The sequence below is a fragment of the Rhodoferax sp. XS2R6 genome (genome assembly GCF_056521365.1).
This window is the reverse complement of sequence record NZ_JBWMAY010000001.1, coordinates 144,685-170,787: the sequence shown is the minus strand read 5'-3', so window position 1 is coordinate 170,787 and position 26,103 is coordinate 144,685. Positions and strand designations below refer to the sequence as shown.

Sequence of the window (26,103 nt, the reverse complement as noted above, 5' to 3'; positions counted from 1 at the left end):
GAGAAACAGCGTTGGCTAAAAAGACATTTCTCGATTTTGAGCAGCCTATTGCCGAGCTCGAAGGCAAGATCGAAGAGTTGCGTTATGTGCAAAACGAGTCCGCGGTGGACATTTCCGCCGAGATCGACCAGCTGAGCAAGAAGAGCCAGCAGCTCACCAAAGACATTTACAGTGATTTGACCCCTTGGCAAATCACCAAGATCGCGCGCCATGCCGAGCGTCCCTACACGCTGGACTATGTCAATGACATCTTCACGCATTTTGTGGAGCTGCATGGCGACCGCCACTTTGCCGACGACCTGAGCATTGTGGGCGGCTTGGCCCGGTTCAACGGTACACCTTGCATGGTGCTGGGCCAGCAAAAAGGGCGCGACACCAAGGAGCGTGGTTTGCGCAACTTCGGCATGAGCAAGCCCGAGGGTTACCGCAAGGCCCTGCGCCTGATGAAGCTGGCGGAGAAGTTCAAGCTGCCGGTGTTCACCTTTGTGGACACGCCAGGCGCGTACCCCGGCATTGACGCCGAAGAGCGCGGCCAATCCGAAGCCATTGGCCGCAACATTTTCGAGATGGCGCAACTCGAAGTGCCCATCATCACCACCATCATTGGTGAAGGTGGCTCCGGCGGCGCCTTGGCTATTTCGGTGGCCGACCAGGTCATCATGCTGCAGTACTCCATCTACTCGGTCATCAGCCCTGAAGGCTGCGCATCGATTTTGTGGAAAACCTCCGACAAGGCGCAGGACGCGGCCGACGCTCTGGGCATCACCGCCCACCGCTTGAAGGCCCTGGGCCTGGTAGACAAGATCGTGAATGAACCTGTGGGTGGCGCGCACCGCGACACCAAGCAGGCCGCGGCTTTCCTCAAGCGCGCGCTGGCCGATGCCTACCGCCAGATCAGCGACCTCAAGGTCAAGGAGCTGCTGGACCGCCGCTACGAGCGCCTGCAAAGCTACGGCCGCTTTACCGACACCAAGGCCACCGGCAAATAAGCCGGGTACGCCGGCGACCTGCCGCACGCCATGACCCAGTCACTGGATGCGGCCCTGCGGGCTTTTCAGCCCGCTTTGCCTTTAGGGGTGGCTTTCAGTGGGGGCGCGGACTCTACCGCTTTGCTGATCGCCTGTGCCGAGCGCTGGCCGGGGCAGGTGGTCGCCCTCCATGTGAACCACGGCCTGCAGGCCGCGGCGGCCGACTTCGAAGCCCACTGTGTTGCGCTGTGCGGTCAGCTGAATGTGCCCTTGCGGGTGCTCAAGGTGGATGCTGGGCATACACCCGGCCAAAGCCCCGAGGATGCCGCCCGTATTGCCAGATATAAGGCTTTTAGTGCTCTAGCCCATATGGAGTCTGCGCAAGCAGCTATTAAATCCATAGCGCTTGCCCAGCATGCGGATGACCAGGTGGAGACCTTATTGCTGGCGCTGAGTCGCGGTGCGGGTCTGCGTGGCCTGAGCGCCATGCCTGCACAGTGGCAGCGGGATGGCCTGACCTTTTACCGGCCTCTGCTGCAAGTGTCGGCCGCGGACATTAGGGCGTGGTTGGTCGCGCGGGGTGTGGGGTTCGTAGAAGACCCGACCAACACCGACCAGCGTTTCACCCGCAACCGCATTCGCGCCCATCTGTTGCCCGCGCTGGAGGCTGTGTTTCCGCAGTTTCGCGACACACTGGCCCGCAGTGCGGCCCATGCCGCACAGGCCCAGGGCCTGTTGAATGACATAGCGACGGCGGATTTGAGTGCGGTGTGCCGCGCTGACGATGGGCTGCCTGCAGTGAAGGCACTTCAAGCCCTTTCTCCGGCGCGCCAGGCCAATGCCCTGCGCCACTGGTTGGCCAGTGCCTACGGTGTGATTCCGAGTGCAGCCCAACTCGCAGAGTTGCAACAACAGATTGCTGCCTGTACCACCCGCGGCCACCACATTCACATCAAAGTGGCCGACGGTTTTGTGGAGCGCAAGGGCCCGGTGCTTGCGTGGTACCGGCCCGCATAGCCATGTGAGGTAGTGGGTTGCCTCACACAGGGCTTTTGATCTGGGCCAAGCATGGGTTTGGGAAAAACAGGCCAGAGTCTGTGCGATAATCCTGCCTGACCTTTAGGAGACGTGACCGAGTGGCCGAAGGTGCTCCCCTGCTAAGGGAGTATGGGGTGTAGAGCCTCATCGAGGGTTCGAATCCCTCCGTCTCCGCCAGAAAGTTAAAAAAGCCCGATCAGTGATCGGGCTTTTTTTTCGTCTGTACGTGACGCAGTTCACAGACACACCTTAAGCCCATCCCGATGCGACGGCTATCATGCCCACTGTCAAACGCGGCCTGCTGGGCTGTGCGGCGGCGATTTTTATTTCATTTCAGGAGGACAGGCACGTGAACACAGAAGTCATTTGGACATTTCTCACCACGCAAGGCGCGGATTTCGGTTTGAAGCTGCTGGGCGCTTTGGGCGCCTGGATTGTGGGGCGCTGGCTGATTTCGCTGGCCCTGCGTTTGTTGGGTGCCGCCTTGCAGCGAGGCGGTAAGGTCGACCAGACGCTGGCCAACTACCTCAACTCCATTTTGTCAGTGATTCTGAACGTGGTTCTGATCTTGGCGATTCTGGATATTTTTGGTGTGCAGACGACGTCGTTTGCCGCGCTGCTAGCCGGTGCTGGCCTGGCCATTGGTACGGCCTGGGGTGGTTTGTTGACCCATTTTGCAGCCGGCGTATTTATGCAGGTGTTGCGTCCCTACAAGGTGGGTGATTTTGTGACTGCGGGCGGCGTGACCGGTACGGTCAAAGAGCTGGGCCTGTTTGGTACGACGTTGATCACACCAGACAACGTGGTCACCATTGTGGGCAACAACACCGTGTTTTCGGGTTCGATCCAGAACTTCAGCACCTTGGCCTACCGCCGTGTGGACTGTGTGGCCAAGGTGGCCAACGGAGTCGATGTGCTGGATGCGATTGCGCGGCTGCGTAGTGCGGTCGCGGCAATCCCCAACGTGGCTGCAACGCCAGCTCCCGATATCGAGATTTTGCAGTTCACGCCTGAAGGCCCCTTGCTGTGTGTGCGTCCCTATACCCACACCGACCACTACTGGCAGGTGTACTTTGACACGCACAAAGCGGTGGTCAGCACCTTTGGTGCGGCGGGATACCCAGTGCCCGAAACCCCCGTGGCGCATCGCACCCTTTAACTGGGAGCGTGCAAACAACAAAAAGGCTGCCCTCGGGCAGCCTTTTTGTTGGGCGCTGTGTGGCGCTTAAAAGGTGATACCGGCGGGGTTGGAGGGGGCGGGCGCAGCAGCAGGTGCTGGGCTCGGAGGCTCCACAGGTTTTGGCGCTTCTTTGGGGGCTGCAGCAGGTTTCTGTACGGCCACCAGAGGCGCAGGGGCAGCAAAGCGGTAGCCCCTGGGGAGGGTGGATGTACCGGGGTAACCTGCTGCGTCCAGGTACTGAGTCCACTCCAGATCGGAAAAGCCTTTGAGTTTCTGGCTGCCAATGGTGGCGTAGGGCAGAGAGTTGTCTCCTGCCAAGCGTTGCAGGGCTTCTTGGTCTTCGGGCGTGCTTACGGTTCGTTCATTGAACGGGATGCCTCGGTTTTTCAGCAGGGACCGACCACTATCACAAGGCCCGCAGGGCGATGCGGTGTAAAGGGTCACTGGATATTTGGAGGCCACCTGGCGCAGTTCGTAGGGCAGGTCGGAACCCGCCGCCGCACCGCTGGACGCTGCGCCTGTGGCCGCGACTTTGCCTTTGTCGGCTGCAGCGGGAGGTTTGTCGGAAAAAGTCACCTTGCCGTCCGGGCCCACGATCTTGTAAACCGGTTGCGCCACGCTGGCTTGGCCCAGCAGTGCCAGGGCCAAGGCGCCGAGGAGGGTGATGCGGGTCTGCATTGTCATAAGGTCATCCTGCAAGGTGTGTATCAACAAGGTTTCAAGGCTGGGCCATGCCCTGGTGCCGGAGCAGCGCGTCCAGAGAGGGTTCGCGGCCCCGGAAGGCTTTGAACGACTCCATGGCCGGGCGGCTGCCACCGGCTTCCAGAATGGCCATGCGGTATTGTCGGCCGGTTTCGGGGTTGGGCAAACCCTCGGTATCTGCCGACTCTTCGAACGCGGCGTAGGCGTCTGCGCTCAGCACTTCGGCCCACTTGTAGCTGTAATAACCTGCCGCATAACCACCAGCGAAGATATGGCTGAAGGTATGGGCGGTACGGCTCCAGGCCGGGGGCTGCAGCACGGCCACTTCCTGGCGCACCTGTGCCAGCAGGGGCATGAAGTCGGCGGCCGGGTCGTGGTCGGTGTGCAGCAGCATGTCGAACAGGGAAAACTCAATCTGGCGCAGGGTCTGCATGCCACTTTGGAAGTTTTTGGCGGCCAGCATCTTGTCGAACAGCGCACGGGGCAGGGCGGCACCGGTTTCCACATGGGCGGTCATGTGCTGCAGCACGTTCCATTCCCAGCAGAAGTTTTCCATGAACTGGCTGGGCAGCTCCACCGCATCCCACTCCACGCCGCTAATGCCCGAGACATCACGCTCGTTCACCTGGGTCAGCATATGGTGCAGGCCGTGGCCAAATTCGTGGAACAGCGTGGTGACATCGTCATGCGTCAACAGCGCGGGCTTGCCATCCACGCTTTCGGCAAAGTTGCAGACCAAATGGGCCACCGGGGTTTGCAGCTGGCCGTTGTCAGGGCGCAGCCAGCGGGTACGCACATCGTCCATCCAGGCGCCACCGCGTTTGCCGCTGCGGGCCGTGGGGTCCAGGTAAAACTGGCCGACCAGCTGCAGGCCTTGCGCGCCGCGGCGCTCAATGCGGTAGAACTTCACGCCCGGGTTCCACACGGGCGCGCTGTCCTCGCGAATCTCCACGTCAAACAGGGTTTCCACAATCTTGAACAGTCCTGCCAGTACTTTGGGCGCCGTGAAGTACTGTTTGACCTCTTGCTCGCTGAAGGCGTAACGCGCTTCCTTGAGTTTTTCGGAGATGTAAGGCCAGTCCCAGGCCTGCGGGTCGTTCAGGCCCAACTCGTCGCGTGCGAAGGCGCGCAGGTCGGCAATGTCTTTTTCTGCAAACGGGCGGGCCTTGCGGGCCAGGTCGCGCAGGAAGGTGACTACCGTGGCGGGAGAGTCGGCCATTTTGGGAACGACGGACAGGGCGCCAAAGTTGGCATACCCCAGCAGCTGCGCCTCTTCCTGGCGCAGTGCCAGGATGTCGCGAATGATGTTGCTGTTGTCAAACTTCTGGAACTCGGGCTCGGCTTCGGTGGAGGCGCGGGTCACGTAAGCGCGGTAGAGCACGGCGCGCAGAGCACTGCTCTTGGCAAACTGCATCACCGGCAGGTAGCAGGGCATCTTCAATGTGAGTTTGTAGCCTTCCTTACCTTCGGCCTGAGCGGCAGCGCGGGCGGCCTGCACCACATCGGGCGGCACGCCGTCCAATTCGGCCTCCGTGGCGTAGTAGGCAAAGGCGTCGGTCGCATCCAACGTGTTTTCGCTGAACTTCTGGCCTAGCTCGGCCTGCTTTTCCTGGATGGCGGCAAAACGCTCACGCTCGGCGCCTTGCAGCTCCGCGCCACCCAGTACAAAGTTGCGCACCGCGTTTTTGTGGGCTTGTAGCTGCTCGGCGTTCAGGCTGCTGGTGTTAATGGCCTTGTACTTGGCGTACAGGCGCTCGTCGGCGCCCAGCCGGGTCCAGAACTCGGTGACTTTGGGCAGGGCGGCGTTGTAGGCTGCACGCAGTTCGGGCGTGTCAGCTACGCTGTTCAAATGACTGACCGCACCCCAGGCAAGCCCCAGGCGTTCGGTGGCCACATCCAGTTCGCGGGCAATCGCGTGCCATTCGGCGGGGAAATCGGCCGCAGTGACCTTTTCCAGTGCCTGCTCGGCCTGGGCCAGCAAGGCGTCCATGGCGGGTTCCACATGCTCGGGCCGGATGTGGTCAAACAAGGGCAAGCCAGCGGTGTTCAGCAAAGGATTCATGGTGGTGCAGGTCAGAGCAGTGGAACTGGAGAATAGGTGGGGGCAAGCCAGGCTTATGCAAGCCCGCGCTGGGCGGCGTCGCGTTCGGCCGCCTCCAGCGTGTTGACCAACAGCATGGTGATGGTCATGGGGCCCACGCCGCCGGGCACGGGGGTGATGTGGCTGGCCACCTGGCTGACGCCAGCAAAGTCCACGTCGCCGCACAGCTTGCCGGCGTCATCACGGTTCATGCCCACGTCGATCACCACGGCGCCGGGTTTGACCATGTCGGCGGTCAGCACATTGCGCTTGCCCACCGCGGCCACGACCACGTCGGCTTGTAGGGTCATGGCCTTGAGGTCCGGGGTGGCGCTGTGGCATACCGTGACGGTGGCGTTCTGTTGCAGCAACATCATGGCCATGGGTTTGCCCACGATGTTGGAGCGGCCAATGACGACTGCATGTTTGCCACGCAAGTTGTAGCCAATGCTCTCCAGCATCTTCATGCAGCCGTAGGGCGTGCAGGGCCAAAAACCGGGTTGGCCCACCATGAGTGCGCCGGCGCTGGCCACGTGGAAGCCGTCCACGTCCTTGGCAGGCGAGATGGCCTCAATGACCTTGTGCGCATCAATGTGGGCGGGCAGGGGCAGTTGCACCAGGATGCCGTGGATGCTGGGATCGTTGTTGAGTGCGTCCACGCGGGCCAACAGCTCTGCCTCGGTCATGGTGGCGTCGTACTTTTCCAGCACCGAATGCAGGCCGGCGTCGGTGCAGGCCTTGACCTTGTTGCGCACATAGACCTGGCTGGCCTGGTTGTCGCCCACCAGCACCACGGCCAGGCCAGGTGTCAGGCCACGGGCCTTGAGGGCGGTGGTGCGGCTGGCGACGTCGCCGCGCAATTGGGCGGCCAGGGCGTTGCCGTCGATGGTCTGGGCTGTAGAGGCTGTCATGGTCGTGTCTTCAAGTAAAAACGCCCGCAGCGGAGGCAGAGCGGGCGCGAGGTGCTATAAAAATGGGAGCGTCAGGTTTTCGGTGCGTTCTGGCCCAAGGCAATTTTGAGCAGATCGGCCACGGTGTTGGCGCTGAGTTTTTCCATGATGTTGGCGCGGTGCGCCTCCACCGTCTTGATGCTGATGCCCAGGTCGTCGGCAATCTGTTTGTTCAGGCGCCCGGCCACGATGCGTTCCAGCACCTGGCTTTCGCGCAGCGTGAGCTTGGAGAGCAGGGCGTCGCGGCTGACGGCGAGCTGGTAGTCGGCAAAGGTGTCCTTGGCGTGTTCCAGCATGCGCTCCACGAGGCTGACCAACTGGTCTTCCTTGAAAGGCTTCTGGATGAAGTCCATGGCGCCTTTTTTCATGCTGTCCACGGCCATGGGCACGTCGCCGTGGCCGGTGATGAAGACGATGGGCAGGGGAGACTTGGCTTCGATCAGGCGGCTTTGCAGCTCCAGTCCGGTCATGCCACCCATGCGGATGTCCACAATCAGGCAGGCCACTTCGCGCGCGTCGTAGCGGCTCAAAAAGGATTCGGCGGAATCAAAACACCGTACCCGGTAACCCTTGCCCTCTAGCAGCCATTGCAGGGAGTCCCGCACTGCTTCGTCGTCATCGACTACGTAAACCGTTCCTTTTTTGGGGATCAAGCTCATTCAGTTATCCGAGGTTGGGTTGGGGTGCGGGCGGCTCTGCATAGGTCAAAGCGCCACCTTCGGTCAGGGGCACCCAGAAGGAGAAGCGGCACCCTGACACATCCGTCCCATTGTAGATGTTCTCCGCGGTCATTCGGCCCAGGTGCGACTCGACGATGGAGCGGCACAAATTCAGCCCGATGCCCATGCCGTCGGCCTTGGTGGAGTAGAAGGGTTCATAGAGCCGGGCCATCACTTCAGGCGCCAAGCCCTTGCCCGTGTCCTGCACCGAAAACTCCACCACCGTCTTGCCGTCGATGTGGCGGGGCAGCACGCGCAGTTCAACGATGCGGTCGGAGGTTTGGCGCAGCGCCATGTCGATGGATTCGGCCGCGTTGCGCAGCAGGTTGATCAGCACCTGCTCGATCAGGATCGGGTCCACCAGCACCATGGGCAGGCGGGCCGCCACGTAATGGTTCAGGCGCACATTGAAGCGGCGCAGCTCAATTTCGGCCAGTTCCACCGCCTCGGCCACCATGGTGGGCACGGCGGACTGGGTGCGATTGGGCTCGCTGCGTTTCACGAAGGACCGGATGCGCTGGATGATCTGTCCCGCACGCTGGGCCTGTTTGGCTGTTTTCTCCAGCGCCACCAGCAGGTCTTCTTCAGAGATCTGTTTGTCCTTGATGCGCGAGACCATGCCGTTGCAATAGTTGTTGATGGCGGTCAGCGGCTGGTTCAGTTCGTGCGCCACGCTGGAGGCCATTTCGCCCATGGTGATCAGGCGGCTGGACATCTGGGCCCGCTCCGACTGGATGGCAGCCTGTTCCTCGGCCAGGCGCCGGGTGGTGATGTCGGTGGCAATCACCATTTGGGCCAGGCGGCCGTCCACCCAGCTCAGGTAACGCGTGCGCACCTCCAGCCACTTGCCCAGGGCCGGGATGAAGATTTCGGCACTCTCCGTGTCGCTGTCGGGCAGGGCCGTGGTGGGCAGGCCGGCAAAGGAGTCCACGCTGTCCGAAGCCTCGTCATTGGTGAGGTTCATGGGCATGCCTGCTTCGGCCACCAGTTGCAAGTGTCCCCCCGCCTGCACGCCAAACCACTGGCGGTACAGCTTGTTGGCAAACAGCAGCTCGTCGCTGCCCAGGGGCGCGACCGAGATGGAGGCGTCCAGCGCCTCCAGCACCGTGGTGAAGCGCTGGTGCGATGCCGACAGCTGCTCGCGCACGCGGTTGGGCTCGGTGATATCGGTCATGGAGGTGACCCAGCCGGTTTGTGTGCCCATCGCGTCGATCAGCGGCGACACATACAGGCGGGCATCGAATAGCGTGTTGTCGCGCCGCTTCACCCGCACCTGGATGCCGCCGGGCGTGGTGTTGCCGTGCATTTCTTCCTCCAGGCGCGAGGCCAGATGTTCACGGTCACTGTCGGGCCAATAGGGGAAGGGTGCGGTGCGGCCCACCAGGTCCGATTCGCTCCAGCCCGTCATCTGGCAGAAGGCGGCGTTGACATAGGTAATGCGGCCCTGCAGGTCCATGGCGCGCATGCCGGTGAGCATGGAGTTTTCCATGGCGCGGCGGAAATTGGTTTCTGACATCAGCGCCTGCTGAGCCTGCACACGGCGGCGGGTGTGGCGCCAGTTGGCAATCAGCATCCAGGCGGTCATCACACTCAGCGCGCTGACTAACCAAAACAGCCCGCTGCCAATCACCCCCAACGAGGCCCGGTAGGCTTGTGCGCGTATGACCAGTCCGGCTCCTACGGGCGAGACCGGCATGGCGTATTCATTGGCCGGGTTGCTCCAGGGCATCACACGTCCTACCAGTTTGCGGTCTGGCATGCTGGTGCCCGCCAGCAGCTTGCCATTGGCGTCTTGCAGCGACACCGCATAACGCGCCGACACTTCGGATGGCACGCCGTAGCGGTACAGACCATCGATCGAGTATTCGGTCAGCAGCACGCCCGAAAAGCGCCCGCGCTCGCTCAAGGGCACAAACATCTGCAAGGTGGGGGCCTCATCCTTGGCACGCGGGGGTTGGATGTACAGAGGTTGGTTTACCTCGCGGGTCAGGGCGTAACCCGCATCGCGGGCGCCGTACGACAACACGTCGGTGCTGGACTGCAGGCTGCCCGTAAAGTTGCCGCCCATGCCCACACTGGCGCGTGTGCGGCGTTTGTCGTCAACCCAGGCCATGCCCTGTACCTCGGGGTACTGGTCCAGCATGGCGGCGGTGCGCTGGCGGAAGTCGTCCAGGTCGAGCTCGCGGTTGGATATTTCGCGGGCAATGCGGGTGATTTGCTCTTGCCGTTCCAGCAGGCGCAGTCGCAGGCGCTGCTGGGTGTATTCCACGTCGCGCTGCACGGCTTCCTGTTCGCGGTCCATTTCTTCCACGCGCAGGTAGCCCAAGGCCGACACGATGGCTGCAAAAAACAACAACACGGCGGCCAGCGGGGCCAACATGGCGAACCGGTCCTGGCGGTGGGGGGTGAGCCGCTGCCACCAGCGGCGTGCGCCGTCCACCGAGGGCAGCGCAATGGGTTTGGGCAAAGAAATCACTTTGTAAAAGGGCATTGCCCAAGTGTAGGGGCGCCAGCTTGACGCTACGCTGCATCAAGGTTACAGGAGGTTTCTGTATATTTCACATTAAGAAATGATTGAGCATGATTTGAAATTTCAAAATAAATATGAGAAACTAGGGCTGCCGCACTAAATTACGCCAAAGTACCAAGAAGGAGACATCGATGGCTGCAGTTCCCCAAAACCCTTTGGGCACGTCCGACGTGGACGGTCAGGAAACCCGTGAATGGATGGACGCCCTGAGCGCCGTCATCGAAAGTGAAGGCCCCGAGCGCGCCCACTTCTTGTTGGAGCAACTGCTGGAGCATGCCCGCCAGAAGAGCATCGACATGCCTTTCTCGGCCAATACCGGTTATGTGAACACCATTGAGCCCTCCGAAGAAGAGCGCTCTCCCGGCAACCTGGAAATTGAAGAGCGCCTGCGCGCCTACATGCGCTGGAACGCCATGGCCATGGTGGTCAAGGCCAACCGCCACCACCCCGTGGACGGTGGCGACTTGGGCGGCCACATCGGTTCGTTCGCCTCACTGGCCAGCCTGTTTGGCGCTGGTTTTAACCACTTCTGGCACGCCGAGAGCGAAGGCCACGGTGGCGACTGTCTGTATATCCAGGGCCACGTGTCGCCCGGCGTGTACGCCCGCGCCTACCTGGAAGGCCGTTTGACTGAAGAGCAACTGCTGAACTTCCGCCAGGAAGTGGATGGCAAGGGCCTCTCCAGCTACCCGCACCCCAAGCTGATGCCCGAGTTCTGGCAGTTCCCCACGGTGTCCATGGGCTTGGGCCCATTGATGGCCATTTACCAGGCCCGCTTCCTCAAGTATCTGCATGCCCGTGGCATTGCCAACACCGAGAACCGCAAGGTCTGGGTGTTCTGCGGCGATGGAGAGATGGACGAAGTGGAATCGCTTGGCGCCATCGGTTTGGCCGCGCGCGAAAAGCTGGACAACCTGGTGTTCGTCATCAACTGCAACCTGCAACGCCTGGACGGCCCAGTACGCGGCAACGGCAAGATCGTGCAAGAGCTGGAAGGCGAATTCCGCGGTGCCGGCTGGAACGTGATCAAGCTGCTGTGGGGCTCTGGTTGGGACGCGCTGCTGGCGCGTGACAAGGAAGGCGCCCTGAAGAAGCTGATGATGGACACGCTGGACGGCGATTACCAGGCCATGAAGGCCAACGACGGTGCCTACGTGCGCAAGCATTTCTTCGGCAAAGACCCGCGCACGCTGGAGATGGTGTCCAAGATGTCGGACGAAGAAATCTTCGACCTGCGCCGTGGCGGCCACGACTCCAAGAAGGTGTACGCCGCCTTCCACAAGGCCGTGAACCACAAAGACCAGCCCACCGTGCTGCTGATCAAGACCGTCAAGGGCTTTGGCATGGGCAAAAGCGGTGAAGGCAAGAACACCGTGCACCAGACCAAGAAGCTGACCGACGAGGACATCAAGGCCTTCCGCGACCGCTTCAACATCCCCGTGCCGGACAGCGATCTGCCCAATGTGCCGTTCTACAAACCGGCCGACGACACGCCCGAGATGAAGTACCTGCACGAGCGCCGCAAGGCCTTGGGCGGCTACCTGCCACACCGCCGTGTGAAGGCCGACGAGTCGTTCACCGTGCCCTCGCTGGAAACCTTCAAGGCTGTGATGGAGCCGACTGCCGAAGGCCGTGAAATCTCCACCACACAAGCCTATGTGCGCTTTTTGACCCAGCTGCTGCGCGACCAGGCCCTGGGCCCCCGCGTGGTGCCAATTCTGGTGGACGAGGCCCGTACCTTCGGTATGGAAGGCCTGTTCCGCCAAGTGGGCATCTACAACCCGGCAGGCCAGTTGTACACCCCGGTCGACAAAGACCAGGTCATGTACTACAAGGAAGACAAGGCCGGCCAGATCCTGCAAGAGGGCATCAACGAAGCCGGTGGCATGAGCAGCTGGATTGCGGCTGCCACCAGCTACTCCACCAGCAACCGCATCATGGTGCCGTTCTACGTGTATTACTCGATGTTCGGCTTCCAGCGCATTGGCGATCTGGCCTGGGCAGCGGGTGACATGCAAGCCCGCGGCTTCTTGTTGGGCGGCACGTCTGGCCGTACCACGCTGAACGGTGAAGGCCTGCAGCACGAAGACGGCCACAGCCACATCATGGCCGGCACGATTCCCAACTGCATCAGCTACGACCCCACCTTCGCACACGAAGTGGGCGTGATCCTGCACCACGGCTTGAAGCGCATGGTGGAGAAGCAGGACAACGTCTTCTATTACCTGACGCTGCTGAACGAAAACTACGCCATGCCCGGCCTGAAGGCCGGCACCGAAGAGCAGATCATCAAGGGCATGTACCTGTGCAAGGAAGGCCCTGCGCTGACCAAGAAGGCGCCCCGCGTGCAACTGTTGGGCTCGGGCACCATCCTGCGTGAAAGCATTGCCGCGCAAGAGCTGCTGGAGAAAGAGTGGGGCGTGGGCGCTGATGTCTGGAGCTGCCCAAGCTTCAACGAACTGACCCGCGACGGCCAGGACGCAGACCGCTGGAACCTGCTGCACCCGCTGGAAACCCCGCGTGTGTCCTTCGTGGAACAGCAACTCGGCAAGTCCACCGGCCCCGTGGTCGCGTCGACCGACTACATGAAGGCCTATGCCGAGCAGATCCGCCCCTTCGTGCCCAAGGGCCGTACCTACAAGGTGCTGGGCACCGACGGCTTTGGCCGTTCCGACTTCCGCAGCAAGCTGCGCGAGCACTTTGAGGTGAACCGCCACTACATCGTGGTGGCCGCCCTGAAGGCCTTGAGCGAAGACGGCAGCGTGCCCGTGGCGAAGGTGGCAGAAGCCATTGCCAAGTACGGCATCAATGCCGACAAAGTGAACCCCCTTTACGCTTGATAACGACTTTGCGGGACAGGCCGGAGCGCAGCGACGCTCTGTCCCCAACTGATTAAGGACAAGAACATGGCAATGGTAGAAGTACAAGTCCCAGACATTGGCGACCTCGACGAGGTGGCGGTGATCGAGGTGATGGTCAAGGTGGGCGACACCGTGAAGGCCGAGCAAAGCCTGATCACTGTGGAGAGCGACAAGGCCTCCATGGAGATCCCGTCCAGCACCGCTGGTGTGGTCAAGGAGATCAAGGTCAAGCTGGGCGACAAGGTCAAGCAAGGCTCCGTTGTGCTGGTGCTGGAAGCCGAAGGTGGCGGTGTCGCCCCGGTTTCTGAACCAAAATCGGCTCCAGCCCCCGTGAATGCTGCGCCAGCAGCTCCTGTTTCTGTAGCGGCTGCTGCCCCTGCGGCCGCTCCTGCGGCGTCTGGCCCGGTGGAGGTGCGTGTGCCCGACATTGGTGACTTCAAGGACGTGGCCGTCATTGAGTTGCTGGTCAAGGTGGGCGACACCATCAAGGTCGAGCAGAGCCTGATCACGGTGGAGTCTGACAAAGCCTCCATGGAGATCCCGTCCAGCACGGCTGGGGTGGTCAAGGAAATCAAGGTCAAGATCGGTGACACCGTGAACATCGGTGACCTGGTGGTGGTGTTGGATGGTGTAGTGGGCGCAGCCCCTGCTGCTGCCCCTGCCGCTCCAGCCCCCGTGGCTGCGGCCGCAGCACCCGTAGCCACTGCTTCCGTTGCGGCACCCGTTGCTGCGGTGGCCGTGCCAGCCCACGCCCCCGGTGGCGCCACGCTGGGATTGCCCCACGCGTCGCCTTCGGTGCGCAAGTTTGCGCGTGAGCTGGGTGTGCCGTTGAACGAAGTCAAGGGCTCTGGCCCCAAGGGCCGCATCACCGAGGCCGATGTGCAGGGCTTCACCCGCTCCGTGATGAGCGGTGCGGTGCAAACCCTGGCCGCCGCGGCGCAAGCCAAGGCATCGGGTAGCAACGAGGGTGCCGGCCTGGGCCTGATCCCCTGGCCCAAGGTGGACTTTGCGAAGTTTGGTCCGATCGAGCGCAAGGAGATGTCGCGCATCAAGAAGATCAGCGGCGCCAACCTGCTGCGCAACGCGATCATGATTCCGGCCGTTACCAACCACGACGACGCCGACATCACCGACCTCGAAGCCTTCCGCGTCTCCACCAACAAAGAGAACGAAAAGAGCGGCATCAAGGTCACCATGCTGGCCTTCCTGATCAAGGCCTGCGTGGCCGCGCTGAAGAAGTTCCCTGAGTTCAACAGCTCGCTGGATGGCGACGCACTGATCTACAAGCAGTACTACCACATCGGCTTTGCGGCCGACACGCCCAATGGCCTGGTGGTGCCCGTGATCAAGGACGCCGACAAGAAAGGCATCTTCCAGATCAGCACCGAGATGGGTGAGCTGGCCAAGAAGGCGCGCGACGGCAAGCTGAGCCCCGCCGACATGTCGGGTGCCTGCTTCACCATCTCCAGCCTGGGCGGCATTGGCGGGCGTTACTTCACACCCATCATCAACGCCCCTGAAGTCGCCATCCTGGGCGTCTGCAAGAGCCAGATGGAACCGGTGTGGGACGGCAAGGCCTTTGTGCCACGCCTGATGCTGCCCTTGTCGCTGACGTGGGACCACCGCGTGATCGACGGCGCAGCCGCTGCACGCTTCAACGTGTACCTGGGCCAAATCCTGGGTGACTTCCGCCGCGTGCTTCTGTGATTTTGCGGGTCAGACCACTTTGCGCAGCGAACGTGCTCTGACCCCAACTAGGAAAAAGAAATGGCAATCGTAGAAATCAAGGTTCCGGACATTGGCGACTTGGACGAAGTTGCGGTCATCGAGTTGCTGGTCAAGGTGGGTGACACCATCAAGGCCGAGCAAAGCCTGATCACCGTGGAGAGCGACAAGGCCTCCATGGAAATCCCCGCCAGCGAAGGCGGCGTGGTCAAAGAGCTGAAAGTCAAACTGGGCGACAAGGTTAAGCAGGGCACCGTGGTGGTGTTGCTGGAAGCTGCTGGCGCTGCTGCAGTCCCGGTTTCAGAACCAAAAGCGGCTCCAACCAACGCCACTGCTGCGCCAGTAGCTCCTGTTTCTGTAGCAGCTGCACCGGCCCCAACGGCATCCAGCTTTGGCGGTAGCGCCGATCTGGAATGCGATGTGGTGGTGATTGGCGGCGGTCCTGGCGGTTATTCCGCCGCCTTCCGCGCGGCCGATCTGGGCCTCAAGGTCATCGTGGTCGAGCGTTACGCCACGCTGGGTGGCGTCTGCCTGAACGTGGGTTGCATCCCGTCCAAGGCGCTGCTGCACGTGGCCGCTGTGATGGACGAAGTGAGCCACATGGCCGACCTGGGCGTGGACTTTGGCGCCCCGACGCTGAACATCGACAAGCTGCGCGGCCACAAGGAAAAGGTCATCGGCAAGCTGACCGGCGGCCTGGCAGCCATGGCCAAGATGCGCAAGGTGACCACCGTGCGCGGCTACGGCAACTTTGTCGGTGCCAACCACCTGGAAGTGGAAGAAACCAGTGGCACGGCGCAAGAGAAGACCGGTAGCAAGAAGGTCATCGCCTTCAAGCGCGCCATCATCGCGGCGGGCTCGCAAGCTGTGCGTCTGCCCTTCATGCCCAACGACCCACGCGTGGTGGACAGCACCGGCGCCCTGGCGCTGACCGGTGTGCCCAAGCGCATGCTGATTTTGGGCGGCGGCATCATCGGCTTGGAAATGGGCACCGTCTACAGCACGCTGGGCGCACGCCTGGACGTGGTGGAAATGATGGACGGCCTGATGCAGGGCGCCGACCGCGACCTGGTCAAGATCTGGCAAAAGATGAACGCCAAGCGCTTCGACAACATCATGCTCAAGACCAAGACCGTGTCCGCACGCGCCTTGCCCGAAGGCATCGAGGTGACGTTTGCTCCGGCGGAAGAGGGCGGTACCGCCCCCGCACCGCAGGTGTACGACCTGGTGCTGCAAGCCGTGGGCCGCACGCCCAATGGCAAGAAGATCAGCGCCGAGAAGGCCGGCGTGGCTGTGACCGACCGCGGCTTCATCAACGTCGATATCCAGATGCGTACCAATGTGCCCCACATCTTCGCTATCGGCGACGTGGTGGGCCAGCCCATGCTGGCGCACAAGGCGGTGCACGAAGCGCACGTGGCGGCCGAGGTGATTGCCGGTGAACTGCAAGGCAACAAGGAACTGGCTGCGGCCGCGTTCAACGCCCGCGTCATTCCCAGCGTGGCCTACACCGACCCCGAAGTGGCATGGGTCGGCCTCACCGAAGACCAGGCCAAGGCGCAAGGTATCAAGGTCAAGAAGGGCTTGTTCCCCTGGACCGCCTCCGGCCGCGCGATTGCCAACGGCCGCGACGAAGGTGTCACCAAGCTCTTGTTTGACGACAGCCCCGAAGCGCACGGCCACGGCAAGATCCTGGGCGGCGGTATGGTGGGTACGCATGCCGGCGACATGATCGGTGAGATCGCGCTGGCCATTGAGATGGGTGCCGATGCGGTGGACATCGGCAAGACGATTCACCCGCATCCCACGCTGGGCGAGAGCATAGGCATGGCGGCGGAGATTGCTCACGGCAGCTGCACGGATGTGCCGCCGGCACGCAAGTAGCGCTGAAGAGCCGCTGAATACGCTATAAATTCAGTAGCTTGCCGCGCAGATTCCGTAAGGGCTGCGCGGCTTTTTCATTAGATTTTCCAGTGTTTGCCCTGCATGGGTAAGTCGCGCACGGGCCACACGGGGCACAGCATTTGCACCACCTCCATCAGTGTCAACCACTCTACGAAGGGGTCGATCCCGGAAGCGTTGCCCAGTAATGGCTGAAATGGCACCCCTGCTTCGCGCACCAGCACCACATTCGCATTGGTACGGCTCAGCGTTACTTCAGCAAGTGGTTCGGTGTTATGCAAATCACCGATCAAGGCCGGTTCTGTGCCGTTGCGCGCCAACATCAACAGTGCTTCGCGAATTTGTTCGGCCAGGTTAGACATGTCTGTGGCGTGGAATGGTGAATGCGGAAATCATAGCGCCCGCTTGGGCATCAGTGCTTGGGTTGGGGGTGGGGCGGCCGCATAATGGCCAATGACCGACGCTTCCCCTCCCCACAAGCGCCGCGTGCGTTACGCGGGCACCCATCCCCGCCAGTTTGAAGACAAATACAAAGAGTTAGACCCCACACGCCATGCGGCCGAGGTGGACAAGGTCATGCAGCGCGGGCAAACGCCTGCGGGCATGCACCGCTCCATTTGTGTGGACGAAATCCTCGCCATCCTGAAACCCGTGCCGGGCGAAACCGGGCTGGACCTGACCCTGGGTTTTGGCGGCCACACGCTGGCCATGCTGCCGCTGGTGCAGCCCGGCGGGCGCATGTTTGGCATGGACGTCGATCCCATTGAGCTACCCCGCACCACGGCTCGGCTGCGCAAGCTGGGGTTTGGCGAAGAGTCGCTCAGCGTGCACCGGGCCAACTTCAGCGAGCTGGCCACCTTGCTGCCTCAGGCAGGCGGAGGCTTTGACTTTGTGCTGGCCGACCTGGGCGTGTCGTCCATGCAGATTGACAACCCGGCGCGGGGCTTTAGTTTTCGCGCCGATGGCCCGCTGGATTTGCGTCTGGACCCCAGCAGCGGTCAGTCGGCCAGCGAGTTGTTGCTGTGCGTGACCCGGCACCGGCTGCGTGACCTGCTGACCGACAACTCCGATGAACCCTTTGCCATTCCCTTGGCCGCTGCCCTGCAAGGCCAGTACCTGGAAACCACGGTGCAGCTCGCCGACCTGGTGCGGGCCACCATGGAGCTGGCCTACAAGCGCAGCATGCCTGCAGAAGAGCGCCTGGTGGAAACCAAGAAGGTGCTGCAGCGCACATTCCAGGCGCTGCGCATTGAGGTGAATGATGAGTTTGGCGTGTTGGATACCATGCTGCGGGACCTGCCCGCCTGCCTGAAACCCGGTGGGCGCGTGGCGATTTTGAGCTTCCATTCTGGCGAAGACCGGCGCGTGAAAAAGTGCTTTCAAACCGGTGAGCGCAACGGCACCTTCAGCAGCGTGGCGGCCGATCCGATTCGCGCCTCGTATGACGAGCAGCGCAGCAATCCGCGCTCATCGTCTGCCAAGTTGCGCTGGGCGGTGCGGGCGCTTCACGGCGGTGCTGTGGCGTGATGGGGCGGGTGACCGTACAAGGGCGACGTGCGCTGTCGGGCCTGTGCCTTCTGGTTTTCTTGTTGACCGGTTGCGAAAAACCGGAGCCGATAGCCTCGCCTTCTGTCGAGGTGGATCCACTGGCGACGGTGCCACCGGAGCGGGTATTCAAGGGGTTATTGGGGGGCAAGCCCGTACACTTGGTGGTGCATGAATGCAAGGTTTTCCGCGCTACATCGGAGGAGGGCGGTTGGCAGATGGTGCTTGAACCCGAGCCCTATCCGTTCTTCAGCTATTGCGAGCGGCAGACGCTGCTTGCCGAAGGTGGTGTGGTCACGGTAACCCTGGGGCGTATCGCCTTTGGTGCAGGAGGCTGCTGTGCCACCGGTGGTACCTACCGTTCCAAGGATGGCGTGCGCTGGAAGAAGCTGTGAGCACTGCGCATGCAGATCGCCCGACACGTTGAAGGAGGATGTATTTGAAAAAGCAAAAATTGCCAATAGCAGCCATGCTGCTGTGTGCTGCAAGCGCTGTGGGGGCTTTGGAGCTTCAGCAGCAAAACTTTAGCGACGACGAGATTTTCTCTACCGTGGTCAGCAAGTTCAAAAAATCACTGTCGCACCGCTTCAACCCTGCTGCCAAGGCTGAGCCAAAACCTTTGCTGGTGCTGGGGCCTGCACTGAAATTTGGCAAAAAAATCAAGTCTGCATCATTCAGCCACCTGACGCAGCAAGAACTGGTTGCGCAGCAAGAGGCGGTTTTCATCTTGGTCACCAATGCCTACCCGGATGTAGAGCGCAATGCCCTCTATGTCGAATACGACATCCCCAGCAATGCGTCGTTTGGTGTGTTGCGGGTCTATCCCCAAGACGGTGTGCTGGTGGCGGAAGTGAAGGATGGTTACCGATCCTCCTCCGGGGCCCGAGCAACCTACGGCAAGTTGTACGAAGGCGTGGCCTGTAGGGACAACACGGAAATGGCCTACCGCTGGAACTACTACGAACGCAATGGCGCCAGTGGGCGTTGCCTTGATGTGATGTTCACTGAATTTATGAGCGGGTTTTAGTCCTCAAAGGGCCCAGGCCGTTGCGATAACGGTACCCGCCCCAAAGTGGTGGAAAATAGAGGGCTTTCTGCCCTTGCCTTCTTGGCAGAAACTCCCGCCCGGCTCTTTAACCCTTTAGCTCCTCCCAGCTTGTCCATGCAAGACGTCAATTCCTCCAAGATTTCTGTCGAGAAGATCGGCGGCACCTCCATGACCGCCTTTGGCGATGTATTGCGCCACATCGTGCTGCACGACCCCAAACGCATTTACGGCCGCATTTACGTGGTGTCGGCCTACTCGGGCGTGACCAACCAGTTGCTGGAGCACAAGAAAACCGGTGAACGTGGCATTTACGCCCTGTTTGCCGAGGGCAAGGGTTACCAGGACGCACTGACTGGCCTGTCCGTCAGCCTGAAGAAACTCAACGCCGGGTACGCCGATATCGGCCTGCCATTGGCTGTGGCCGACGCCTTTATCGACCAGCGCATTGCCCAGGCCCGCGAATACCTGGGCGCCATGCAGCACGTGTTGGCCAGCGGTTACCTGAGCCGCCACGACGTGTTGTTGGCCGCGCGCGAAGTGCTGGCCTCCATCGGTGAATCGCACAGCGCGTTTAACTCGGTAGAAATCCTCAAGGCCAATGGCGTGAAGGCCGTGCTGATGGACCTGGCCGGCTTTGACGACAACGAGGCCTGGACGATTGACGAGCGTATTGCCAACAGTTTCAAAGACCTGGACCTGGCCAACAGTGTGATCGTTGCCACGGGCTACACCAAGGGCACCGAAGGCATCATGCGTGAGTTCGACCGTGGCTACTCCGAAGTCACCTTCAGCAAAATTGCCGTGGAAGTGCGCCCGGCCGAGGCCGTGATCCACAAGGAATTCCACCTGTCGTCGGCCGACCCCAACCTGGTGGGTCTGGAAAACGCCATCGTGGTAGGTGCCACCAATTACGACGTGGCCGACCAACTGGCCGACGTGGGCATGGAAGCCATCCACCCCAAGGCGTCCAAACCCATGGAACTGGCCGGCATTCCCATCCGCCTGAAGAACACGTTTGAGCCGGACCACCCCGGCACGCTGATCACCAAAGACTTTGTGGGCGAACGTGCCCGCGTAGAAATTGTGACGGGCACCGACAAGGTCACGCTGATTGAAATCCACGACCCCAGCATGGTGGGTACCGTGGGTTTTGATGCCAGCCTGATGCAGGTGTTCTGCAAGCACGACATCAGCTACATCCTCAAGGCCACCAACGCCAACTCCATCGCCCACCTGGTGTGGGACAACCAGGTGACGGCCGAACTCGTGGCCGAACTCGAAACCCTGTACCAGGTGGTGACGGTCAAGCCCAGCGCCATCGTCTGCACCATTGGTTCCAACATCGGCATCCCCGGTGTGCTGGCCAAGGCCGCGCAAGCGCTGGCCGATGCCCAGGTCAACGTCAACTGCGTGTCACAAACCCTGCGCCAGGTGAATATGCAATTTGTGATCGAGCGCGAAGACTACAAGACCGCCGTCATCGCGCTCAACATGGCCCTGTGCGTCAACTCCGGCACACCCGTGCCGCGCGTCTGACTACCGCTTAAAACGCTATAAATTCAATAGCTGGCCGCGCAGACCCCACGGGGGCTACGCGGCTTTTTTATGCCTAAATACCAGCCACCACGGAGCAGACCTGGTTGCGTCCACCGTGTTTGGCCTGGTACAGCAGGGCATCGGCGGCTTCCAGCATGTGGTGAAAGCTGCCCACCTGCGTGTCGCTGCTGAGTCCCATGCTGATGGTGATGCGTAGGTCTGGGTGCACCTCGTGCCAGGGGTAGGCTTCTACCCGCAGTCGCAGGGCTTCGCAGGCCTCGCGGGCGTGGGCCAGGTCGGTTTCGGGGAAGGCCACCACAAACTCTTCACCCCCGTAACGTGCCACCAAGTCCGAGCTGCGCATGTTTTGCTTCAGGATGTCGCCCAGGCGGCGCAGCACCTCGTCGCCCGTGGCGTGGGAAAAGCGGTCGTTGACACCCTTGAAGTGGTCGATGTCGCACAGCGTCACGCTAAAGGGACGCTGGTAGCGCTGGGCACTGGCAAAGAACTGGGCGCACTGTTCGTCAAAGTGGCGGCGATTGTGCAGGCCGGTTAGCACATCGCGCAGGCTCAGCTCACGCATCTGGGTGGCCATGGCCTCGATCTGCGCGTGCGACTGGCGCAGGTCTTCGTATTGCCGCGCAATTTCGTCGCTCATGCGGTTGAAGGCCCGGGCCAGCACACCCACCTCGTTCTCTGATTCCACGGGCACCTGCTGGCGCAGTGCGCCTCCGCCCATAGCCTGCACGGCACCGGTCAAGTTGCGCAGAGATCTGCTTAGGCGGTTGCCCAGAAACAGCCCCAGCAGCAACGTGAGGGTCAGGCCCACGGTGGTGCCCAGCACCAGCGATTCACGCATGGCCGAGAGGTAGCCCAGGTCCAGGTCGGAGTAGTTGGGCTCGCCCTGCGGCGAGGAATAGGCCACCACTTTGCCGTCCAGCAGGATGGGGAACATGCGGGCCCTGTCTTCGTCGCGGATAGCGTCGCCAGGCTTGTAGGGCGCCAGGGTGAACAGCGAGTTGTAATTGGCGTCAAACAGGTAGAAGCGAAACGGTGGCCGGTGCAGGCCACCACCCGGTGACGGTGGTGGTGGCTGGTTGCCAGGCTGGGCTACCAGCCCGGGGCCGACAGGGCGGGGGTCTGCCGGCGGTGGCAATACACCACCCCCTGCATCGGGCCGTGGAGGAGGGCGGTGCCGCTCGGAAAAAGCGCGGAAGCCCTCCACCTTCTGGCCCTCCGTCCAGCTGCCATAGGTTTTGAAGTATTTCTGCACATCGGCCGTGAAGTTTTTGCTTGACTCCTGCATCACCAAAGCGTTGAACTTCTTGGTAAGCCGCTGGTAGGCCAACCCACCCACGATAGCGGTGGACGCCAGGCTGGTGACCAGCAGGCAGGCAATGAGTTCGGTGCGCAGTGACAGGTTCCAGCGCGGGAGCAAAGTGGCCATGGGTTCTCTCAGTGAGTCAATGCGTTATTGGCGCGCGGCATGCAGGGCGGACTGCAGTGTCTCCACGCTGATGCCCAGTTTGGCGGCAGCGGCGCGCAGGTCCGGTGGTGGTGGTCCCAGCGCTTCGCGCAGCTTCTGTGCGCTGATGCCTAAAGTGGCCGCTACCTTGTTCAGATCGGGCGGGGCGCCAGCAGGGCCGCCGGGTGGCGCTGCAGCACCGCCTTCCGGAGGCCGGCCACCGGGGGCGTTCATGGTGCGCTGGGGGCGGGGACCGCTGATGGTGGACACGTCTGCCTGTTTGTAGCTGCCGCGCAGGCAACCCGCGGTGTAGGGGAAGTCGGGCGTGGCGTGGTAGTGGTACATGGCCACCTGCTTGCCCTCCCAGGGGATGGTGTGGGTGTGGCCATGGCATTCGTCCAGGTCTTTGCTGCGCAGGGCCTGGCCCTTTTCACCGTAGGGGCCGTAGATGCCAAAACCATCCAGCAAGTAACCCACCAGGGCAGAGTGGCCATTGGGTTCGCGTGGGTCAGCTACGCAGCTACTAAGGCTGTGGTAGTGGTACACGCCCGACTCCTGTGGGTGGCCCTGGCAAGCGTCTTGGGTTTCGTGGGCCACCGCGTCGCGGCCCGGCGCGTCCAGCGCGTTGAACAACACGGCCCCGCTCAAGAGAAACCCGATCGCCCCTGGCGCGCAACTGGCCTGCGCGGCCAGCGTGGGCCACAGCGGCAGTGCCACCTGCATGGTCTGCGCCTGGATGCGGTTGGGGTTGCGGTCGTAGCGGTAGGCCTCGCTGCTGCTGGGGACCGGAAAGCTGCCCGTGGTGTGGTTGGGCAGGTCGTTGCCGCTGAACACGCGCTGGTTTTGCTCCACGCTGAGCTTGAACTGCGACGGCCAGCTCACCTGCCCCGGCACCACCGCCTTGGCGGTCAGGTCATACGTGCCGTTGGCGGTGTTGATCCACGGACCCACACGCTGGGCACCACCCGCCTGCGGGTTGATGTGGCAGGCCCAGATCCAGCCGACCTTGGGCAACTGCGAAATCTTGCCGTCGCCCAGGGGCAAAGCGGTCAGGTCATGGCCGTGCCCCGAGGTGGAGACGATGGCCCATGCCAGGGCGGTCACTGTTGTTTTCATCCAAGGCCTCCACAGGTTGCACCGAGTGGGCACAAGGATACGGCATGCCAGTGGCACCCGATGCGGCGGCTCAGACCCGCTGCTTGTCCAGCTTGCGGCTTAACGTGCGGCGGTGCATGCCCAGGCGGCGGGCGGCTTCGGAGATGTTGAAGTCACTCTCGGCCAGCACTTCGTGGATGCGTTCCCACTCCAGTGTCTTGATGGAGCTGGAGCGGTTGGTCAGGGCCACTTCGGTGTTGCCTTCTTCCAGGCCGAAGGCGGCCTCGATGTCGTCGGTGTTGGAGGGTTTGGCCAGGTAGTGCAAGGCGCCCAGCTTGATGGCCTCTACGGCGGTGGCAATGCTGGCAAAGCCGGTGAGCACGACGATGCGCATGGCCTCACTGTGCGCGTGCAGCGCACGTACACACGCCAGGCCGGTGGCTTCGCCCTTGAGCTTGAGGTCGACTACGGCGTAGGCCGGCGTGTGTGTGGCCAGCAGGGCTTCCATGGCGGGCATGCCGTCGGCGTGCAGCACGCGGTAACCGCGCCGCTCGAAGGAGCGCGTCAGGGTGCGGGCAAAGGCCTCGTCGTCTTCGACGATGAGCAGCAGGCGTTCAGTGTCCATGGTCTTCCTGGTTGGCGTCTTGCAAGGTGATAGCCGACAGCGACAGCGTGATGGTGACCTCGGCGCCACCTTCGGGCCGGTTGCGCGCGGCCACACTGCCACCCAGGGTGCGTGCCACGTTCATGGACAGGAACAGGCCCAAGCCCCCGCCGGGCCGCCCTTTGGTGGACTGATAGGGGATGCCGATTTGCGCGAGCAGGCTGGGCGAGAAGCCCGGGCCCCGGTCGCTGACCACGATGCGCAGCACGTCGGCGTCACGCTCTGCCTGCAGGCTCACCCAGTGCGGGGAGGCATCGCGCGCATTGTCCAGCACGTTAAACACCATTTGCTGCAGCGTGGTGTCGGCCACCATGGGGCTGTCGTGCTGGATGTGGTTGTCATAGACAAACTGGTCCACCGAACGGGTGGTGCGCCAGTCTTGCACCAGGGTGTCCAGAAACTGGCGCACCGTGGTCTGCACGGACGACTCGCCCCGTGTTTCGCCGGCCGACAGCAGGATGCCGCTGACAATGCTTTTGCAGCGTTTGACCTGGGCCTCCATCTCGGCAATGTCTTCCTGCAGCGTGGCGTCGGCGCCCAGCGCCTGCATGTGTTTCCAGTCGCCCAGAATCACCGCCATGGTAGCCAGTGGCGTGCCCAGCTCATGGGCCGCGCCCGATGCCAACAGGCCCATGCGCACAATGTGTTCTTCTTCTGCAGCCCGCTGGCGCACGGCGGCCAGGCGGGCGTCGCGCCGGCGCAGGTTGTAGTTGATGCGCGTGATGAAGATGACCACCAGGATGGCGTTGAGCGCAAAACACACCAGCAGGCCCACCACATAGGGGCTGCTCCAGCCATCCTGCAGGTTGGGCGCCAGGGGCAGGGGGCGGCTGTGCTGCGCCAGCAGCGCCACACAGGCCGATGCCACCCCCACGATGGACCATAGGTAACCGCCACGCAGCAACATGGCACCCACGGCAATCTGCAGCAGGTACAAAAACACAAACGGGTTGCTGATACCCCCGCTCAGGTACAGCAGCGCCGTCAGTGCGGCCACGTCCACCAGCAGGGCAAAAAACAGCTCGATGTCGTGTACCGGGCGGCGGGTGCGCCAGCGCAGCAGGCTGGCCAGGTTGATGAGTACCAGGCAGCCCACGATGGCCAGCATGGCGTGCAGGGGCAGCGGCAGGCGCAGGCTGTAGTGGGTCACCTCGATGGTGAGCAACTGCCCGACCACCGCAATCCAGCGCAGCTGAATGAGCTGTTGCAGGTTTTTGCGGCCGGCCGCGGCGCTGGCGGAGCGGGCCTTGTGCAGGGGCAGAGGGGAAAGCTTAGGGCTGCTGGTCATGGGCGGGGTGGTGGAGGGCGGCGGCACGCAGCCTGCGCTCGTAGCGTGCCACAAGCAGTGCCGATCCTGCAACCATCAGGGCCAGCCCGAACCAGGTGAGTGCGTAGACCAGGTGGCTGTTGGAGAACTGCACCACCGTCAGACCCGGGCGGGGCCACACACCTTGCATGGCAGGGGGAAGTTCTACCGAGGCAGCACCTTGCAACACCGGCCTGCCGGCGTCCACAAAAAATGGCGCCGCCCGCGCCAGCTGCTGAGCATGGGCGATGGCGGCCACGTCGCGGGAGTGCCAGCGCTGCTGCGCAGGGTCGTTGCGGCGCAGAAAACCACCACCGGGCTCACTCATGCGCAGCAGGCCGTCCACCATCACCCATGCCGTGGCAGTGGATGGTGTGTTGGGTGCTAGCCACTGCGTGCGCTGGGCCTGCGGCACAAAACCGCGGTTCACCAATACCTGGGTGCCGTCGGCTTGTTGCAGCGGGGTGAGCACCCAGTAGCCTGCGCCCAGTGCCGTGGTGGCCTGGGTGAGCACGGTTTTGTGGGGGAGCCAGTGTCCCTGTAGGCGCACGGCCAGGTACTCATACCGCGCCGCATCCACCTCTGGCCACAACACGGGCGCTGGTGTGGCCACGGGCGTGGCCTGGATGCGCTGCGTCACGCGGTCTATCAGGTCCAGCTTCCAGGCGCGGCGCTGCACTTGCCACACGCCCAGCGCACTAAACCCGACAAACAGCGTGATGCCCAGCACCGCAAGCAGTGCCAGCATCCAGGGGGGATGCGGGGGCTGCTGGCGGGGCGGGGCAGGGG

The 26,103-nt window shown here is 62.3% G+C and carries 21 protein-coding genes and 1 tRNA gene; 11 read left to right on the top strand and 11 right to left on the bottom strand.

Going from position 1 to position 26,103, the window contains the following annotated elements; genetic code table 11:
• Positions 1-11: 11 nt before the first annotated feature.
• The 4 genes from AC097A_RS00810 to AC097A_RS00795 all read left to right on the top strand — a co-directional run bounded on the left by AC097A_RS00810 (position 12) and on the right by AC097A_RS00795 (position 3,165).
• Positions 12-989, top strand: a complete 978-nt coding sequence (locus AC097A_RS00810) for an acetyl-CoA carboxylase carboxyltransferase subunit alpha (RefSeq protein WP_105259504.1) — start codon at positions 12-14, stop codon at positions 987-989.
• Between the two features lie 30 nt (positions 990-1,019).
• Positions 1,020-1,985, top strand: coding sequence for a tRNA lysidine(34) synthetase TilS (tilS, locus tag AC097A_RS00805; protein WP_479619400.1), 966 nt, complete (start codon positions 1,020-1,022; stop codon positions 1,983-1,985).
• 105 nt (positions 1,986-2,090) lie between these two features.
• A tRNA-Ser gene (locus AC097A_RS00800) sits at positions 2,091-2,183 on the top strand.
• Positions 2,184-2,355: 172 nt separating this feature from the next.
• Complete coding sequence (locus AC097A_RS00795; RefSeq protein ID WP_105260346.1) at positions 2,356-3,165, top strand: mechanosensitive ion channel family protein; 810 nt, start codon at positions 2,356-2,358, stop codon at positions 3,163-3,165.
• A gap of 66 nt (positions 3,166-3,231) precedes the next feature.
• On the opposite strand, the gene AC097A_RS00790 is transcribed toward AC097A_RS00795, so the two are convergent.
• From AC097A_RS00790 to AC097A_RS00770, 5 genes are all read right to left on the bottom strand, one after another.
• Positions 3,232-3,870: a glutaredoxin family protein gene (locus tag AC097A_RS00790; protein ID WP_370446694.1), complete on the bottom strand. Its 639-nt coding sequence runs from the start codon at positions 3,868-3,870 to the stop codon at positions 3,232-3,234.
• A gap of 34 nt (positions 3,871-3,904) precedes the next feature.
• Positions 3,905-5,950: a M3 family metallopeptidase gene (locus tag AC097A_RS00785; protein ID WP_479619399.1), complete on the bottom strand. Its 2,046-nt coding sequence runs from the start codon at positions 5,948-5,950 to the stop codon at positions 3,905-3,907.
• A 53-nt stretch (positions 5,951-6,003) separates the two neighbouring features.
• Positions 6,004-6,879 (bottom strand): bifunctional methylenetetrahydrofolate dehydrogenase/methenyltetrahydrofolate cyclohydrolase FolD, encoded by an 876-nt coding sequence (gene folD, locus AC097A_RS00780; RefSeq protein WP_315496129.1) that lies wholly within the window; start codon positions 6,877-6,879, stop codon positions 6,004-6,006.
• Between the two features lie 71 nt (positions 6,880-6,950).
• Positions 6,951-7,577, bottom strand: a complete 627-nt coding sequence (locus AC097A_RS00775; protein WP_094478892.1) for a response regulator transcription factor — start codon at positions 7,575-7,577, stop codon at positions 6,951-6,953.
• Between the two features lie 4 nt (positions 7,578-7,581).
• Entirely contained in the window at positions 7,582-10,128 is a 2,547-nt protein-coding gene (locus AC097A_RS00770) for a PAS domain-containing sensor histidine kinase (RefSeq protein WP_479619398.1), read from the bottom strand.
• A 170-nt stretch (positions 10,129-10,298) separates the two neighbouring features.
• On the opposite strand from AC097A_RS00770, the gene aceE reads away from it, so the two are divergent.
• The 3 genes from aceE to lpdA all read left to right on the top strand — a co-directional run bounded on the left by aceE (position 10,299) and on the right by lpdA (position 16,637).
• On the top strand, positions 10,299-13,007 hold the full coding sequence (gene aceE, locus AC097A_RS00765) for a pyruvate dehydrogenase (acetyl-transferring), homodimeric type (protein WP_479619397.1): 2,709 nt from the start codon (positions 10,299-10,301) through the stop codon (positions 13,005-13,007).
• A gap of 66 nt (positions 13,008-13,073) precedes the next feature.
• Positions 13,074-14,735, top strand: a complete 1,662-nt coding sequence (gene aceF / locus AC097A_RS00760; RefSeq protein WP_479619396.1) for a dihydrolipoyllysine-residue acetyltransferase — start codon at positions 13,074-13,076, stop codon at positions 14,733-14,735.
• A gap of 60 nt (positions 14,736-14,795) precedes the next feature.
• Complete coding sequence (lpdA, locus tag AC097A_RS00755) at positions 14,796-16,637, top strand: dihydrolipoyl dehydrogenase (protein WP_479619395.1); 1,842 nt, start codon at positions 14,796-14,798, stop codon at positions 16,635-16,637.
• Between the two features lie 77 nt (positions 16,638-16,714).
• Here the strand turns inward: lpdA and AC097A_RS00750 are convergent, their stop codons facing one another.
• Positions 16,715-17,017, bottom strand: a complete 303-nt coding sequence (locus AC097A_RS00750) for a hypothetical protein (protein ID WP_479619394.1) — start codon at positions 17,015-17,017, stop codon at positions 16,715-16,717.
• Positions 17,018-17,108: 91 nt separating this feature from the next.
• On the opposite strand from AC097A_RS00750, the gene rsmH reads away from it, so the two are divergent.
• From rsmH to AC097A_RS00730, 4 genes are all read left to right on the top strand, one after another.
• On the top strand, positions 17,109-18,182 hold the full coding sequence (gene rsmH / locus AC097A_RS00745; RefSeq protein WP_315478251.1) for a 16S rRNA (cytosine(1402)-N(4))-methyltransferase RsmH: 1,074 nt from the start codon (positions 17,109-17,111) through the stop codon (positions 18,180-18,182).
• Positions 18,183-18,418: 236 nt separating this feature from the next.
• Positions 18,419-18,595 carry a hypothetical protein gene (locus tag AC097A_RS00740; RefSeq protein ID WP_479619393.1) on the top strand — a complete coding sequence of 59 codons (177 nt, stop codon included), beginning with the start codon at positions 18,419-18,421 and terminating at the stop codon, positions 18,593-18,595.
• Between the two features lie 44 nt (positions 18,596-18,639).
• Positions 18,640-19,227, top strand: coding sequence for a hypothetical protein (locus AC097A_RS00735; RefSeq protein ID WP_146097262.1), 588 nt, complete (start codon positions 18,640-18,642; stop codon positions 19,225-19,227).
• Positions 19,228-19,362: 135 nt separating this feature from the next.
• Positions 19,363-20,784 carry an aspartate kinase gene (locus AC097A_RS00730; protein ID WP_105259493.1) on the top strand — a complete coding sequence of 474 codons (1,422 nt, stop codon included), beginning with the start codon at positions 19,363-19,365 and terminating at the stop codon, positions 20,782-20,784.
• A gap of 73 nt (positions 20,785-20,857) precedes the next feature.
• Here AC097A_RS00730 and AC097A_RS00725 read toward each other — a convergent pair whose 3' ends face one another.
• The 5 genes from AC097A_RS00725 to AC097A_RS00705 form a co-directional block, all read right to left on the bottom strand.
• A complete protein-coding gene (locus AC097A_RS00725) occupies positions 20,858-22,231 on the bottom strand; it encodes a diguanylate cyclase (RefSeq protein ID WP_479619392.1) in 1,374 nt (457 codons plus the stop codon).
• Positions 22,232-22,255: 24 nt separating this feature from the next.
• Positions 22,256-23,365 (bottom strand): YHYH protein, encoded by a 1,110-nt coding sequence (locus AC097A_RS00720; RefSeq protein ID WP_479619391.1) that lies wholly within the window; start codon positions 23,363-23,365, stop codon positions 22,256-22,258.
• Positions 23,366-23,435: 70 nt separating this feature from the next.
• On the bottom strand, positions 23,436-23,969 hold the full coding sequence (locus AC097A_RS00715; RefSeq protein WP_479619390.1) for a response regulator transcription factor: 534 nt from the start codon (positions 23,967-23,969) through the stop codon (positions 23,436-23,438).
• A complete protein-coding gene (locus tag AC097A_RS00710) occupies positions 23,959-25,296 on the bottom strand; it encodes an ATP-binding protein (protein WP_479619389.1) in 1,338 nt (445 codons plus the stop codon). The genes AC097A_RS00715 and AC097A_RS00710 overlap by 11 nt, the downstream gene beginning before the upstream one ends.
• Positions 25,280-26,062, bottom strand: a complete 783-nt coding sequence (locus AC097A_RS00705; protein ID WP_479619388.1) for an SURF1 family protein — start codon at positions 26,060-26,062, stop codon at positions 25,280-25,282. Before AC097A_RS00705 ends, AC097A_RS00710 begins: the two co-directional genes overlap by 17 nt.
• Positions 26,063-26,103 lie beyond the last annotated feature (41 nt).